The sequence below is a fragment of the Arthrobacter luteolus NBRC 107841 genome (genome assembly GCF_001552075.1).
GTDB classification, from domain to species: Bacteria; Actinomycetota; Actinomycetes; order Actinomycetales; family Micrococcaceae; genus Arthrobacter_B; species Arthrobacter_B luteolus.
The window spans coordinates 460339-476041 of record NZ_BCQM01000002.1; the positions used below are offsets into that span (position 1 = coordinate 460339).

14 protein-coding genes are annotated in these 15703 nt (G+C 66.9%); 3 read left to right on the forward strand and 11 right to left on the reverse strand.

All coding sequences use genetic code 11. The features are described from left to right. Window positions 1-100 precede the first annotated feature (100 nt). From AL3_RS18890 to AL3_RS06105, 3 genes are all read right to left on the reverse strand, one after another. Window positions 101-454 (reverse strand): DUF4389 domain-containing protein, encoded by a 354-nt coding sequence (locus AL3_RS18890; RefSeq protein WP_066298043.1) that lies wholly within the window; start codon window positions 452-454, stop codon window positions 101-103. After that, complete coding sequence (locus AL3_RS18720; RefSeq protein WP_066298046.1) at window positions 445-1500, reverse strand: hypothetical protein; 1056 nt, start codon at window positions 1498-1500, stop codon at window positions 445-447. Before AL3_RS18720 ends, AL3_RS18890 begins: the two co-directional genes overlap by 10 nt. Window positions 1501-1584: 84 nt before the next feature. Further along, window positions 1585-2661, reverse strand: coding sequence for an ATP-dependent DNA ligase (locus tag AL3_RS06105; protein WP_066298049.1), 1077 nt, complete (start codon window positions 2659-2661; stop codon window positions 1585-1587). 58 nt (window positions 2662-2719) lie between these two features. On the opposite strand from AL3_RS06105, the gene folP reads away from it, so the two are divergent. Continuing rightward, the gene (gene folP, locus AL3_RS06110) at window positions 2720-3712 is read left to right on the forward strand and encodes a dihydropteroate synthase (RefSeq protein ID WP_246168554.1); all 993 of its coding nucleotides are present in this window, start codon (window positions 2720-2722) and stop codon (window positions 3710-3712) included. Window positions 3713-3717: 5 nt separating this feature from the next. Next, window positions 3718-4479, forward strand: a complete 762-nt coding sequence (locus AL3_RS06115; RefSeq protein WP_066298051.1) for a pyrimidine reductase family protein — start codon at window positions 3718-3720, stop codon at window positions 4477-4479. Here the strand turns inward: AL3_RS06115 and lpdA are convergent. From lpdA to AL3_RS06140, 5 genes are all read right to left on the reverse strand, one after another. Next, window positions 4476-5876, reverse strand: coding sequence for a dihydrolipoyl dehydrogenase (gene lpdA, locus AL3_RS06120; RefSeq protein ID WP_066298054.1), 1401 nt, complete (start codon window positions 5874-5876; stop codon window positions 4476-4478). The two genes, AL3_RS06115 and lpdA, sit on opposite strands and share 4 nt — an antisense overlap. Window positions 5877-5970: 94 nt before the next feature. Then, window positions 5971-7488 (reverse strand): carboxylesterase/lipase family protein, encoded by a 1518-nt coding sequence (locus AL3_RS06125; protein ID WP_066298059.1) that lies wholly within the window; start codon window positions 7486-7488, stop codon window positions 5971-5973. Window positions 7489-7736: 248 nt separating this feature from the next. Then, window positions 7737-8030 (reverse strand): hypothetical protein, encoded by a 294-nt coding sequence (locus AL3_RS06130; RefSeq protein ID WP_151723933.1) that lies wholly within the window; start codon window positions 8028-8030, stop codon window positions 7737-7739. A 141-nt stretch (window positions 8031-8171) separates the two neighbouring features. Beyond that, window positions 8172-9809, reverse strand: a complete 1638-nt coding sequence (gene abc-f / locus AL3_RS06135; protein WP_066298066.1) for a ribosomal protection-like ABC-F family protein — start codon at window positions 9807-9809, stop codon at window positions 8172-8174. 74 nt (window positions 9810-9883) lie between these two features. After that, the gene (locus AL3_RS06140) at window positions 9884-11407 is read right to left on the reverse strand and encodes a carboxylesterase/lipase family protein (protein WP_066298069.1); all 1524 of its coding nucleotides are present in this window, start codon (window positions 11405-11407) and stop codon (window positions 9884-9886) included. 247 nt (window positions 11408-11654) lie between these two features. Here AL3_RS06140 and AL3_RS06145 point away from each other — a divergent pair, with 247 nt between their 5' ends. After that, entirely contained in the window at window positions 11655-12311 is a 657-nt protein-coding gene (locus AL3_RS06145) for an SDR family oxidoreductase (protein ID WP_066298071.1), read from the forward strand. Window positions 12312-12428: 117 nt separating this feature from the next. Here AL3_RS06145 and galK read toward each other — a convergent pair whose 3' ends face one another. The 3 genes from galK to AL3_RS06160 are packed head-to-tail and all read right to left on the reverse strand — an operon-like array spanning window position 12429 to window position 15697. Next, window positions 12429-13616: a galactokinase gene (gene galK / locus AL3_RS06150; RefSeq protein WP_066298074.1), complete on the reverse strand. Its 1188-nt coding sequence runs from the start codon at window positions 13614-13616 to the stop codon at window positions 12429-12431. Beyond that, complete coding sequence (galT, locus tag AL3_RS06155) at window positions 13613-14872, reverse strand: galactose-1-phosphate uridylyltransferase (protein WP_083521494.1); 1260 nt, start codon at window positions 14870-14872, stop codon at window positions 13613-13615. Before galT ends, galK begins: the two co-directional genes overlap by 4 nt. Before the next feature lie 12 nt (window positions 14873-14884). After that, window positions 14885-15697 (reverse strand): lysophospholipid acyltransferase family protein, encoded by an 813-nt coding sequence (locus AL3_RS06160; protein ID WP_066298076.1) that lies wholly within the window; start codon window positions 15695-15697, stop codon window positions 14885-14887. Window positions 15698-15703: the final 6 nt, after the last annotated feature.

The window sequence follows — 15703 nt, forward strand, 5'->3', positions numbered from 1 at the left end:
ATATCGCCGCACCCCGCTGCTCAGGGGTACTCCGAGAGGACTCTCACAGAGCTCTGTTGCGGGTATCGCAGCCCGGTATCAAAGGACGTGGCACACGGCACTACGGTGATGAAGATCCAGGGAGCCCTGCCCCGGGGAGCCGGCCGGGACCGCTGGAATCCTCCGGCCCCTGGTCGAGGCGGAACGGCGGATATTCGTCCCGCAGCAGGGCGGTGTAGGCCAGGACCCGGTACTGCCAGCGGTTCAGGCGCTCCGGATAGTCGACGTCGAAGTCCGCCGGGTAGTCGGTCCGGGCCAGGGTGAAGGGCGGGTAGCGGTCAGCACCCAGTGCGCTGGTTGCGTAGAAACTGACCCGCCAGCGCCAGCGGAGCACGCCCACCGAGAAGTCGAACAGGGCCCTGGGATACCGGGCGGTGAACAGGATCGCGAAGCCCGCCACGATCGTCACGGCCACAAAGCTATCCACAGGAAGAACAACACCACGTAGTGCGGGATGGCGAGAAACCATTTGACGAGCCACTGCCAGCGGCTCAACCCCGGATCCAGCCAGCCCTGCAGCCGGGCCGGATAGGAGCCGCCGGTGTCTCCGTACCCGCCGGACTGCCCAGCGGAGGCCGGGTACCCCGCGGCGAAAGCCGCGCCTGGCGGAGGTTGGTGCGGCGGGGGTCCAGGCGGCGGAGGTTGGTGCGGCGGGGGTCCAGGCGCCGGAGGTTGGTGCGGCGGAGGTCCAGGCGCCGGCCCGGGCTGCGCCCCGCCTGGCCCATAGCCGCCAGGGCCCGGGTAGCCGCGAGGGCCCGGGTAGCCTCCTGGACCTGGATAGCCGCCGGGTCCCTGCGGATGACTGCGCAGGACCACGCCGCCGATAATGAGGGCTGCCCCGGCCAGGACCAGGCAGACAGCACCGATGAGCAGGCCTCCGGCCACGGGTCCCAGGAGGTCTGAACGGGCGCCCATCTGGAGTTCGGCCCGCACCGGCACACTGCCATCGGCGTTCATCACCACCACGGTCCAGCTGCCCTCATCCAGGTTCCAGCTCATTTCCTGGAGCCCCGTTCCGGAGGAAGCTGTTGCCCAGAAATCCTGTTCCGCCGGCGGAGCAGGGAGGGCTGTGCCCTCGATTTCGCGGAAGTAGGCGTTGAACGGTTCAAACGTCACTTCCCGCAGTTCGCTGTGCTCCACGTCGGCGAAGTAGCGGCTGACGTCCGCCGTGGGACCTATCCCCACGAAAAGTTCCTGGTCCGGGGCCACAGCCTGGCCCCGGACCACAATCGTGCCAACCGCATCTTCACTGGCCACGCCTCCCCCGACACTGAACGGCTGGGTCGTGATGGCGTGGGAATCGACCTGATACACCTCCTGCGGCAGCGGCACTGACAGGAACTCCCCGGCGGCCTGGCGGGCATTGAGAAAACCAACGGCGGCACCGCCGATCCCGGTACCGAGCCCAAGCAGGATCAACAGGCTGCCCGCTACGATCATCACGATTTTGCCGGCGCGCATGGTGGTACGTCCCTCCGGTGTCGCGGGCTGCGGTCCCCTCGTTTCAGGGTTCTCCCGTCCCCGGACCGTGTCAAGGAGGCAGCGCTAGCCCTCCGGCACCTGAAGCACGTCGGCGAGGTCGAACCGCACGGCTTCTTCGAGCTGGGCGTAGCCGCAGGATTCCGGGTCCCGGTCAGGGCGCCAGCGGACGAAACTGGGCGGGTGCCGGAAACGCGGACCTTCCATATGGTCGTACGCGACCTCCACAACACGCTCCGGGCGCAGCGGCGTAAAGGACAGGTCCTTCGTCCCGCTCCATCTGCTGCCTTCGGCGTTCCGCGGAGTCCGGGTTCCGGCGGTTTGCTCCGCCTCGGTCCAGGGATGGGCGCTGTCCCAGGTCACCAGGGGCTGCAGTTCCTCGAACAGCTCCTGGCGGCGGGCCATCGGGAAGGCACCGATAACACCCACATTGGCGAGGACCCCGCCGTCGTCGTAAAGCCCCAGCAGCAGGGAACCGATCCGGTCCTCCCCACTCTTGTGCACGCGGTAGCCGGCTACCACGCAGTCGGCCGTGCGGCGGTGCTTGACCTTGAGCATGGTCCGCTTGCCCGGTTGGTACGGCGCCTCCAGGGGTTTGGCGAGGATACCGTCCAATCCTGCCCCTTCGAAGCGGCTGAACCAGTCCCGGGCGGTTCCCGGGTCCAGGGTCTGCCGGGTCAGGTGCAGCCTGCCGCCGGCGGTTCTCAGAACGGATTCCAGTGCTGCCCTGCGTTCCTGGAACGGCTGGCCGGTCAGGTCCCGGCTGTCCAGGGCAAGCAGGTCGAACGCCACGAAAGCGGCGGGCGTCTGCCTGGCCAAGAGTTCCACCCGGCTGGCCGCGGGGTGGATGCGCTGCTGCAGCTGATCAAAATCCAGCCGCGTGCCATCGGCGCTGACCAGGATGATCTCGCCGTCCAGCACGCACTTTTCCGGCAACCCGTCACGGAAGGCGTCCACAAGCTCCGGAAAATAGCGGTTCATGGCCCGTCCGTTGCGGCTGGTGACCGCCACCTCCCCGCCATCGCGGAAGACCACGGCGCGGAAGCCGTCCCATTTGGGTTCGTACGCAAAGCTGCCTTCGGGGACGCCGTCAACGGCCTTGGCCAGCATGGGCTCAACCGGCGGCATAAGCGGCAGTTCCATGGGGTACCTTCCGACGAGGAGACATTTCCCGGGGTGAGCTCCACCGTAGGATGCAATTATGAGTCTGAACAGCATGGCACCCCACCCCGGCGGCTCCGGTCCCGGCTCCGGAGCGGCATCGGCCGGTCCGCAGGCAGCCGGCTATGAGCCGTCCCTTCTGCACCCGGTCCATACTTTTGGCGGCCGGACCCTTGATTTCCGCCGCCGGGTGGCGTTGATGGCCATCATCAACCGGACTCCGGACTCGTTCTACGACGCAGGTGCCACTTATGCGCTGGACGCCGCTGTGGGCGCCGCGCTCCAGGCAGTTTCCGACGGCGCCGATTGGGTGGATATTGGAGGCGTTCCCTTCGCCCCCGGGCCGGCCCTGGACGCAGCGCAGGAAGCGGCGCGGGTGGTACCGGTTATCCAGGCGGTCCGCGCATCCTCGGACGTGATCATTTCCGCCGACACGTTCCTCCCGGCAGTGGCAGAGGCGGCCATCGAGGCCGGTGCCACGGTCATCAACGACACCACCGGGCTGCACAATGCCGATCTGGCGCGGGTGGCCGCCGACGCCGGCGTCCATCTGGTCATCACGCACAGCCTGGCAGCTCCGCGCACCGTTTACCCCCGTCCGCAGTACGGAGATGTCGTCGCCGAGGTGGCGGAGTTCCTCCGCCGGCGCAGCGGCTATGCCCAGGAACTGGGGGTCCCGCCGGAGAAGATCATCATTGACCCCGGGCACGACCTGAACAAGAACACCCTCCATTCACTGGAGCTGACCCGCCGGCTGTCCGAAATAGCGGCAATCGGCTACCCGGTGCTGGCCGCCGTCTCGAATAAGGACTTCATCGGCGAAACCCTGGATGCGCCGAAATCCGGACGGGTGGAAGGCTCGCTCGCGGCCGGAGTAGCCAGCATCATGAACGGAGCCCGGATCCTGCGGATGCACAACGTTACCGCCGCAAGCAGCGCTATTCGGATGACTGAAGCCATCCTTGGCTGGCGGGAGCCGGCCTATCTGAGGCACAACATGGGCGATGTCAATGAACCGGCGGCCAAGGAATGAACGCGGTGATTACCGTCCCGGGGTCTCCGGAGGGGCTCAGCGATGAGCAGCTGCTGGACGCCTACGCCTGGGATGAAGGTCCGCCCCGGACGGACCGCCCCGTTTTCCGCTTCAATTTCGTGGCGTCAGCCGACGGCGCCGCGGCGGTCGACGGGCGTTCCGGCGGACTTGGCGACGACGCCGACCACCGGGTCTTCGAACTGCTGCGGCGTACCTGCGGCGCCGTCCTGGTGGGTGCCGGAACTGTGCGTGCGGAGGGCTACGCCGGACGGCTGATCGATACCGGTTCGCTGGCCTGGCGGGCGGCGAACGGCCTGCCCGCGCACCCCGGACTTGCCATTGTCTCCGGCACGCTGGATCTGGATCCCCTCAGTCCGCTCTTTACCCAGACGCCCGTCCGGCCGCTGATCCTGACGACGGCGATCGCTCCGCCTGAGCGGCGCTCAGCCTTGGAGAGGGTTGCCGACGTTGCCGTGGCCGGAGCCCGGACGGTGGAACCGGAACAGGCTGCGCGGGTGCTTGCAGAACGCGGATTCCACCGGGTCCTGTGCGAAGGCGGTCCGCACCTCTTCGGCACGTTCCAGGCTGCGGGCCTGGTCGACGGCCTCTGCCTGACCCTCAGCCCTGTGATGACTGCGGGCAACGCGACCCGCATAACGGCAGGGACCCCGGAGCTGCCGCCGCGGCGGATGGAACTGGCACATGTGCTGCGCAGCGGCGACACCCTGCTGCTGCGCTACCGGACCGCCGGACCGGGAGCCGGCTAGAGGTTGATCATGTGCCCGGTCAGTCCGTGGAACGCTTCCTGGAGCGCCTCGCTCAGGGTGGGATGGGTGTGGACGTTCCGCGCGAGTTCCGCGGCGGTCAGGTCCCATTTCTGCGCCAGGGTCAGTTCCGGCAGCAGCTCTGAGACGTCCGGGCCGATCAGGTGTCCGCCCAGCAACTCACCGTAGGCCGAATCCGCAATCAGCTTGACGAAGCCCACCGGTTCCCCGAGGCCATGGGCCTTGCCGTTGGCAGTGAACGGGAAGGTGCTGACCAGGACGTCGTGCCCCTCATCCCGTGCCTGCTGCTCGGTGAGCCCGAAGCTGGCCACCTGCGGCTGGCAGAAGGTGGCCCGAGGCATCATCCGGTAGTCCCCCAGCGGCATCGTCTCAGCGCCGCCGATGGTCTCAGCCGCGACCACCCCCTGGGCCTCCGCCACGTGTGCGAGCTGGAGTTTGCCGGTCACGTCCCCGATCGCAAACAGGCCCGGCACGCTGGTGCGCATGTAGTCATCAATGGCGATGGCTCCGCGGTCCGTGACCTCCACCCCGGTGGATTCGAGGCCGAAGCCGCCGAGCCGCGGTGCAAACCCAACGGACATCATCACCCGGTCGGCGTCAATGGTCTGCTTTGCGCCGGCTTTATCCGTGTAGGTGACCGTGACTGAGGACCCGTTGTCCGTGACGGTTTCCACTTTGGCTGAGGTATGGATGGGGATGCCGAGCTTCTTGTACTGTTTGGTGATTTCCTTGGAAACGTCGGCGTCCTCATTCGGCAGGGCACGGTCCAGGAACTCAATGATGGTCACGTCCACGCCGTAGCTGCGCAGGACGTAGCCGAACTCCATGCCGATCGCGCCCGCTCCCACAATCACCATTTTTGCGGGCAGGTCCCGGCTGAGGATCTGGGTCTCGTAGGTGACCACGTTCTCGCTCAGCTCCACGCCCGGAAGCAGCTTGACGGTTGCACCGGTGGCGATGATGGCATGGTCGAAGGTGAGTTCCTCGGTTCCGCCCTTGCCGAGGCTGACCTCCATCGTGTGGGCGTCCTTGAAGCTGCCCCGGCCGTCGTACTCGGTGATTTTGTTCTTCTTCATCAGGTAGTGGACCCCTTTGACCCTGCCCTCGGCCACCTGCCGGCTGCGCTCATAGGCCGCGCCGTAGTCGAAGCTGACTTCACCGCGTATCCCGAAGGTGCCGGCCTGCCGGGTAAAAAGCTGGGCCAGCTCTGCGTTGCGCAGCAGTGCCTTGGACGGGATGCAGCCCACGTTCAGGCAGACACCGCCCCAGTATTTTTCCTCCACCACGGCAACACTGAGTCCCAGCTGGGCTGCCCGGATAGCCGCCACGTAACCGCCCGGGCCGGCCCCCAGGACCACGACGTCGTAATGTGCACTCATGCTGGCTCCTCGTCAGATCTGTTCAGACAGGCAAAACCGCAAGCTGGCTTAACCCTCTCACGGGCCCGCCGGGGACTCCATGGCTGGTCCCGGCTCAGATGTAGCCGCGGTAGCCCTGCCACGCGACCCGGCGTTCGGCGAAGGGATCGGACTCGATCCGGTCCTCCACGTCGAAGATCCTGGTGTGCCGGTTCTTTTCCTCATACCGCGGCCAGTCCTCGCCCGGAAGGTGGCTGCGGGCGAGGCTCAGCAGCGACCCCTGGAACCGGGCGGAAAGCTCCTTGAGCTCGTCCATGCCGCCAAGGAGCGAGAGCGCCCGCATCATCCGCTCATTCGTTTCGCCGAACATCACGGGCACGTCGAATGCGTGGGTTGCCCCCAGCCCCAGGAGGTTCATCAGCCGGGTGGCGTAGTCGTACCGGTAGGTCCAGGTGGGGGCGATGCGTGAGTGGCCTTCGGCCACCATCTGGCTGGGGTACCAGAAAACGAGGTCACCGCTCATTTCCACGGACCGTTCCCGCGACGGATAGCCCGGATAAGCCGCCACCACACGGTCCCGGGCCGCGGGGTCCGTTCCGGCGAACATCCGCTCGATCCGTTCCGGTGTGGAAGGCAGGATGTTGTCGAGTTTCGCAAAAAGCGCGCCTTCCTGGGCCATGGTGCCCAGAACCATGGGTTTGGGCGCGGACTGACCGTCCAGGAACGTGTCGATCGGATGCCGGGGCAGGAAGCGGCCGTCGATCACCGGAGACACGCTGAGCGTGCCGGGTTGGACCACGGGCCCGATCTTGGTGGTCATTTCCCGGGTCGCGCTGACCAGTTTGGCGGCGGAGATGGTGCTGAGCGCTTCCGCTGCATCTGATTCGTCCACCCTGAGGATTTCAAGCAGGTCCAGTGCCCAGCGCTCGTGCATGTCGGGATAGTAGGCGCCGGACGGTGCCGGGCTCTGGGCGAAGGCCTTGTGGAAGTAGGGGGCTGCGGAGGGGATGCACATCAGCGCCGTGACGGATATCCCGCCGGCAGACTCGCCGAAGATGGTTACGTTGTCCGGATCACCGCCGAAGGCAGCGATATTCCGGTTAACCCATTCCAGTGCCGCCACCTGGTCCCGGAGTCCAACATTGGAATCGAAGGGCCGCTCAGGAGTAGAGAAACTGGTGAAGTCCATGAACCCCAGCGCGCCGATCCGGTAGTTGAGGCAGACGTAGACCACACCGCCGCTGCGGACCAAGTTGGCTCCGCGGTAGGTGCGCACCGCCGAGGAGCCGGAACTGAACGCACCACCATAGAAATACACCAGGACCGGCAGCAGCCCGGACGGCGGGTCCAGGGGCGAGCTGACATTGACGGTCAGGCAGTCTTCGCCCATCAGCGGACGGCGGCGGGAGCGTTTCAGCGACATCCCGCGCAGCTGCGGCGGAATGGGACCAAATTCAGAGGCGTCCCGCACTCCGGTCCAGCTGGCGGGAGGCTCCGGTGCCCGCAGTCTCAGGTCACCCAGTGGAGGTGCAGCGTAGGGAATACCGCGCCAGGTGCGCACTCCGTCGTCGACCGTTCCGCGGACCCAGCCGTTGGCTGTTTCCACCTCCAGCGCTGAAATGTCCAGGGACATGGCTCACCTTCCACCGGGGCGGCGCATTGCAGCGCCTGGTATGACCTTTACGGTCCCGGCTTCAGCAATTTTGGCGCCGCGCGAAGGGCGCAGTCCCTTTCTGATGCACTTTGCACCACCGGAGGTGTTCGTCCAGGACCAGTGCCGCGCATATCAACGATAGGCCCCGCTGCAGGCCCCGGACCAGAGTCCGGCGAAAGGTTCGGGCGGCCGCACCCGGATGCCGGGGGGCGGAAATTCCTGCCGGATCAGTCCTGGTATGCGGGCTCAGGCACCCGCCGCAGGAGAACCGGACGGGGGGCCGGCTGGAACCGGCGGTTCTGGAGATACCGGTGGACGGCTACCTCCTTCAGGCAGAGCAGTCCCACTGCCACCACGTTGAGGAGGACTTTGGCCGGTGTTGACCAGTCTGTCAGGACGCAGAGCATCCAAACGGTCATCAGGACCGGTATGTCCATCATGCGCAGTGCGGCCGGCGGCCTTTCGGCGCGCCGGACTGCGGCTGTTGGCTGAGCTGACATCCATGTGCTCGTCGAAGCCATGACAACTTCTTTCCCCCGCGAGACGGTGGCGCAGTTATCATCCATGACACAGCTGCCACCCTTGAGTAACTATTATCACATGTTTAACACCAGTCACAGTTTTGCGAAAGAAACTGCCTCAGGCGCTTAACGTTCTGCCGTCTAACGTTCGGCTACAGTTCCGTCCTGCACCAGCCAGAGCCGGTCCAGATGCACGTTCTGCAGCATCCGGCGGTCGTGGGTTACCAGAAGCAGAGTTCCGGCATAGCTTTCCAATGCTTCTTCAAGCTGCTCAATGGCCGGGAGATCCAGGTGGTTGGTGGGCTCATCCAGGACCAGCAGATTTACCCCGCGTGCCTGCAGCAGCGCCAGGGCCGCACGGGTCCGCTCGCCCGGCGACAGCGCACCCACCAGGCTTGACGACTGGTCCGCTTTGAGGCCGAACTTCGCCAGCAAAGTGCGCACCTCAGCCGGGTTCATCTCCGGAACGCAGGACTCAAACGCATCGGCGAGCAACTCGTCCGCCCGGAGCTGGCCGCGCAGCTGGTCAATTTCGCCTACCGCCACGGAAGCGCCGAGCGTCGCCGTGCCGGCACCGGGTTCCAGCCTGCCCAGCAGCATCTGCAGCAGCGTCGACTTCCCGGCCCCGTTGGGACCGGTGATGGCGATCCGCTCACCGGCGTTCACCTGAAGCGAGACCGGACCCAGCGTGAAGCCGCCGCGCCGGATCGTGGCTTCATTCAGCACCGCGGTCACAGTGCTGGACCGGGGCGCCGGAGCGATGCTGAACTGGAGCTGCCACTCCTTGCGGGGCTCTTCAACCTCGTCAAGGCGGGCGATCCGCGACTCCATCTGCCGGACCTTCTGCGCCTGCTTTTCAGAGGACTCCGTGCTGGCCTTCCGCCGGATTTTGTCATTGTCCGGAGACTTCTTCATGGCGTTGCGAACGCCCTGCGAACTCCATTCACGGGTGGTCCTGGCCCGGGCAACCAGATCTGCCTTCCGCCCGGCAAACTCCTCATAGGCTTCCCTGGCATGGCGCTTTGCCACAGCCCGTTCCTCGAGGAAGGCGTCATATCCGCCGTCATACACCGCCACCTGGTTTTGGGCGAGGTCAAGTTCCACCACCCGCGTGACACAGCGGGCGAGGAACTCACGGTCGTGGGACACCAGGACGACGCCGCCGCGAAGGCCGCGGACGAACTCCTCAAGCTTTGCCAGACCATCGAGGTCCAGATCGTTGGTGGGTTCATCCAGCAGCACGATGTCAAAGCGGCTGAGCAGCAGCGCGGCCAGCGCCACCCGTGCTGCCTGGCCGCCGGACAGACCGGTCATTAGGGCTTCCGGACCGGTTTCCAGGCCCAGTTCCGCCAGGACGGCCGGCATCCGCTCCTCCAGGTCCGCGGCACCCGATGCCAGCCAGGTGTCCAGGGCCGCCGCATACCGGTCGTCTGCGCCTTTGGTTTCCGCCCCCAGTTCCTCCGCGGCGGCCTCCATGGCTGCGGTGGCTGCGGCAGCCCCTGTCCGCCTGGCAATGTAGGCGGCCACGGTTTCCCCGGGAACCCGCTCGTGTTCCTGCGGCAGCCAGCCGACGAATGCGTCCGTAGGGTGCCGCTGAACCTCGCCGCCCATCGGTTCCGCAGCTCCGGCCAGGATTTTCAGGAGGGTGGACTTACCGGCACCGTTGGCACCCACCACTCCGACGACGTCGCCCGGGGCAACTGTGAGTGAGAGGTTCGAAAAGAGGACGCGGTGGGCGTGGCCCCCGGAAAGTTCCCGGGTGAGCAGTGTTGCGGTCATCCAACAATCCTATGCGGCGCCGTGTCTGCTGCCGCACCGGCCTGGCGGGGCCGGGCTGCAGCAGCGGGTTCGGCCTACCGGTACCCGCGGTAGCCGTTCCAGGCCTTCCGGCGGGCGCTGCGGGGATCCAGTTCGATGCGGTCGTACCGGTCAAAGATCTTGGTCCGGCGGGAAGCCGTGTCGTATTTGGGCCACATGGGCCCGGGCACGCCGCTCTTCGCGAACCGCAGCAGGGCAGCCTGGAACCGGTGCCCCACGTTGGCCGCGGTGCGCCGGTTCCCCAGCCCCACCAGCACCTTGCCCGCCCCTGAGCCGTAGGTGCCAAAAACTGCCGGCAGGTCCAATCCGTGTGTTGCCCCCAAACCGGCCAGGCGGGCGGCGCGGGGCGCATAGTCAAACCGGTAGCACCAGGCCGGCGCGTACTCCGAATGGGCCTGGACCAGCTGTATCCCCGGGTGCCAGAAGACGGCGTCGCCTCCCAGCTCGACTGCCTGCCGCTTGTGCGGGTAGCCCTGGTACGCCGCTGTCACGCCATCACGGAGACCGGGTTCTGTCAGGGCGAACATTTTCTCGATGCGTTCAGCGGAGGTAGGCAGGATGTCATGGAATTTGTCGAACAGCGTGCCCTCGTTGTCCATGGTGCCCAGGACGAGCGGAAGACGCTGAGCGGCGCCCTGGGCATAGGCATCCAGGGGGTGCAGCGGCAGGAAGGAACCATCCACTACCGGCGCCAGGCTCCGCGCTCCGGGCTGCGCATCCGGTGTGATCTTTCCGGCCAGCTTATCGGCTGCCGCAACCAGCGACGCGGCCGGCAGCTCGCTCAGCGCCTCCGCGGCACCGCCGCTCCCGATACCGAGGATCCCGAGGAACTCAGCGGCCCACTGGGCCGCAAGCTCCGGCCCGTAGACCGCTCCTGCGGCCGGACTCTGCAGGAAAGCGCGGTGAAAAAGTCCGTCTGCCGCCGGGACGCACATCAGGGTCAGCGCAGCAGTGGCCCCGGCAGACTCGCCGAAGAGCGTGACGTTGCCGGGGTCTCCCCCGAAAGCCGCGATGTTCCGCTGTACCCACTCCAGCGCGGCCACCTGGTCCGCCAGGCCGGGATTGGCGTCGAAGGGCCGTTCCGGTGTGGAGTAGGCGCGGAAGTCCATAAATCCCAGCGCCCCGAGGCGGTAGTTCATCGCCACGAAAAGGACGTTCCCTCCGCTCACCAGCGCGGATCCGTCGATCAGGTCCATGGCCGCGGACCCGGAACTGAAGGCACCGCCGTGCAGGAAGACAAGTACAGGCAGCGGCTCGGCCGAGGGTTCCTTCGGGGCCGTGACATTGATCGTGAGGCAGTCTTCACTCATGGGGGTACCGGGACCCGCGGCGGACAGCATGCGGCGGGTGCGCTGCGGTGCCCACGGGCCGTATCCGGAAGCGTCCAGGACATCGTGCCAGGGCCGCGCCCTGCGAGGCAGCCGCAGCCTCAGCTCACCGACCGGCGCTTCCGCATAGGGAATGCCCCGCCAGGAGCGCGTTTGACCCCGGACACGTCCCCGGACCGGGCCTTCACTGGTCTGGACGGTGAGGCCGGCTTCTGCGGTGGCAGTGGACATGGGCATCCTTTCAACCGGTGGAGCCTGCAGGCTGGCCCGGCAGAGCCCGGCGCCACTTCTGGATACTAGCCAGCACCGCCGCCATGCACCATCCTCCCCGGGCTGCTGTTCGTCCGTGGTGCCAACTTGGCCTCCGCCGGTCCTGTTGCGGCTCCCCCGCCCTGGTTCAGCCGGCGGCTGAAGAACCCTGCGGCGGATCACTAAGTATGCTTATGCTTGCCGGGTACATCCCGATGAGAGGAGCAACATGGCACGAGTGGCAATCATTGGCGGTCATGGAAAAGTGGCGCTGCAGCTGGCAAAGGATCTGGCGGCAGGAGGCCACCAGGTCACCTCACTGTTCAGGAATCCAGACCATGTAACCGAAGTCGCCGCCACCGGCGCTGCACCCGTGGTGGCCGATGTTGAATCCTTGGACACTGCAGGCATCGCGGAGCGGCTGGCCGGCCAGGACGCCGTCATCTGGTCGGCAGGTGCAGGCGGCGGTTCGGCGGAGCGTACCTACGCCGTGGACCGCGACGCCGCCATCCGTTCCATTGACGCGGCCGGGCAGGCCGGGGTGCGCCGGTACGTCATGGTGTCCTATATGGGAGCAGGCAAGGACCATGGCGTGCCCGAGGACAACAGTTTCTTCGCCTACGCCGAGGCCAAGGCTGCGGCAGACAGCTATCTGCGCGGCAGCGGCCTGGATTGGACCATCCTCGGCCCCAGCGTGCTCACCGACGATCCGGGGACGGGACGCATCAGCATCGGCCCCGGCCAGGACGGAAGCGTCTCCAGGGCGGATGTGGCAGCCGTCGCCGCGGCGGTGCTGGACCGGCCGGCCACGGTTGGCACGTTTATCGAGTTCATTAATGGCGACACTCCAATCGCCGAGGCACTCGATTCAGTGGGCAGGGCCTAGGAGCGGATCCATTAACGGGTGTGAGGCTGGCCTCCTGGCCGGCCTCACACCCGTTTTTGTTCCTGTCCAGCCTTTCTTTCCATCCCGGGCCGGGTGCCGGCCGGACCGATGGAGGAGTCAGGATTTTCCGGTGTGCGGAGGACCGGTCAGGAGGGGATCGCGGGCCGCACCGGAGCCCGGTGCCACGGCGAAGACCTCGGGTGCCGCATACCCCGCATTGCCGAACGCCCTCACCACTGACCGCTCCACGCGTTCTGCGTCGGCAACGCGCACCAGGGCGATGGTGGATCCGCCGAACCCTCCGCCGGTCATCCTGGCGCCGGCGGCGCCGGCAGCCAGGGAGGCTTCCACCGCCAGATCAAGTTCCGGGCAGGAGACCTCGAAGTCATCACGCAGGGATTCGTGGCTGGAGGCCAGCACCGGTCCAAGTTTCGCCACCGGCTTTCCGTTTTCCAGGTGCCCAACCACGGATTGCACGCGGGCATTCTCACTCACGACGTGCCGCGCCCTGCGGTAGGCCTGGTGGTCCAGCTGCCCGGCTGCGAGCACAAGTTCAGGGAGACCGATCTCACGCAGGGACTCCAGACCCAGTTGCTCCGCGGCTCTTTCGCAGTCCCGCCGCCGGTCGGCATAACCGCCGGAGTCATGGGCATGGCTGACCTTCGTATCGATCACCAGCAAAAGCATGCCCTCGGCTGCGAAATTCAGCGGCACTAGGCGGCCTTCGCGGGACCGGCAATCCAGGAACAGGCCGTGGCCGGCCGTACAGAGCAGCGACGCCGACTGATCGAGGATGCCCGTGGGAGCCCCGGCAAAATCGTTCTCTGCCTGCTGGCACAGCAGCACCAGTTCCTCCGGCGGCAGCTGCGCGCCGGAAAGATCGTTGACGGCCAGCGCCACGGCACATTCGACGGCGGCGGAAGAGGATAGCCCGGCCCCCACGGGAACATCGGAGTCCAGCAGGATGTCCATCCCCGGAACGGCGGTCCCGCGCAGCCCGAAGGCCCAGTGGACCCCGGCCGCGTAGCGGCTCCACCCCGCCAGCTTTCCCGGGGCAAGGTCTTCGATCCGGATGTCCGCCGGCTGCCCGTTCCCGGTAGTGGCCAGCCGCAGCCGTCCGTCGCTCCGCGGCGCCGCAGCCACCCGCGCGCGCCGGTCGATCGCCAGCGGGAAGACCAGGCCCAGGTTGTAGTCCGTGTGCTCACCGATCAGGTTGACCCGTCCCGGCGCCGACCATACGCCCGACGGCGGTGCTCCGTAGGTTGCCGCAAAGGCATCTTCCACACTCCGTGCTTCGCCGCTCATACCGGTTCCTCCTGTCCGGCCCGGGGGTTGGGCCCAGCTGGCTGCCGGCTTCCTGGAAACGCTCCGGTCCCGGTATCGCTGATGGCACTGGTTTCGCCACTGGCACTGGATTCGCTGCCGGTCCCGGTATCCGGGACGAACGGCGGCAGGACGGAGCGGAGCCGTTCGGCTGTCTGTTCGGGCAGCACATCACCGATGAACGCGCCCATGGCGGCCTCCGACCCGGCGAGGTACTTCAGTTTGTTCTCCGCCCGCCGCGGAGACGTCAGCTGCAGGTGCAGGCGATAGGCTCCGCGCGCCGGATGGACGGCCGGGGCCTGGTACCAGGCAGCGATGTAGGGCGTGGGGGTGGGATACAGGGACTCGACCCGGCGCAGCAGGTCCAGGTACAGGCCGGAAAGCTCTTCCCGCTCAGCGTCGGTGACGGACGGCAGGTCCGGGACCGGCCGGTGCGGAACAACGTGCACCTCGACGGGCATCCGGGCGGCGAAGGGCACATAAGCGGTCCAGTGCCTGCCCCGGCTGACGATGCGGCGTCCGTCCGCGGTTTCGTTGGCCAGCAGGGACGCGAACAGGTCCCCTCCGGTCTCTTCCTGGAACCGGGCGGCGGAGTCCAGGTGCGTCAGCGTCCGGGGCGTGACGTACGGGTACGCGTAGATCTGTCCGTGCGGGTGGTGCAGGGTTACGCCGATCTCAGCGCCCCGGTTTTCGAAGATGAACACCTGTTCAACGCCCGGGAGCGTGGAAAGCTCGGCCGTGCGCTGGGTCCAGGCCCGGATGACGGTCCGCACCCGTTCGCGGGACAGCCCCGGAAAAGAGGTGCTGTGATCCGCTGAGAAGGCGATGACCTCACAGCGCCCGCCGGCGGGCGCCGCCTGGCCGGGGACCGGTGGCAGCTGCCTCTCGCCGGTTCCGGGGCCAAAGGAGGGAAAACGGTTCTCGAACACGGCGACGTCGTAGCCCCGCGCTGGGATCTCCGTGGCGTGTTCCGGCCCGGAGGGGCAAAGCGGGCACTCAGCCGCCGGTGGAAGGTGCGTGCGTGACTGGCGGTGGGTGGCGTAGGACACCCAGTCACCGAGGAGCGGGTCCCGGCGCAGTTCCGGGGCTGCGGGGCGTGGCGGAAGATTCCTGGTGTCCGCCGGGGACGGTCCCGGCCGCGGATGGTTCCCGGCGTCAAAGAAGTACAGCAGCTCGCGTCCGTCGGCCAGCCGGGAACGAAGCGGTCCGGCTGTCCCGCTGCCGGCGGTGTCGCTCATCCGCGCGGTTCCCTAGCCGGTGATCTTGTATTTGGCCCGGTCTGCTTCATCCAGGGCCACCTGCTCCTCCGGCGTCATGGCAGAACCGCCGCGGCTGACGGGCATCCACCACGCCCCGGCAGGCGGCTGTTCGGGATAGGTATCGATGCACTCGTCGATGCCCGCCTGCAGTATCTCCTGCAGCCGGGTTGTTTCCTCCTGCACGGACGCCGAGGGGTCAACGTTGACCGGCGCGCCGATGTGAATCCGCACCGGCGTTTTCCAGACCGCCTTCAGGCTGAGGCCGTGGCCGCGGGTCAGCATCCGGTGGCCACCCCAGACGGACACGGGAATGATCGGCACATCCGCCTCGGCGGCCATGCGCACGGCACCGGTCTTGAGCTGCCGGACGGCGAAACTCCGGCTGACGCCGGCCTCCGGGAGCACTGCCAGGTAGTCGCCGCGGTGCAGTTTCTCCACCGATTCGGTGTAGGCGGCAGCCCCGTTGGACCTGTCCACCACCACATGCTCACACCAGTCACACACGGCAGCCACGAATTTCTTGCGGGCGGCTTTTTTCGTGACGAGGAAGCGCATGTGGACGCGAAGCTGCTTCCAGAGCAGATACTCGGCGAAAACGAAGTCCAGGTAACCGAAGTGCGTTACCGCGACCACCGCACCCCTGCCCGGCGCCACCTCACGGTTCAGCCCGCGGATCACTTCGTCTGAGGGAAGGTTCTCCAGACCGGAGGGGATGACTTTGATGCGGAACAGCTTCACCGCGGCGACGCCTGCCAGGACGATCGTGCGGTAAACGTATTTGTTCGGCCGGCGTTTCCGGGGCAAGGTTGC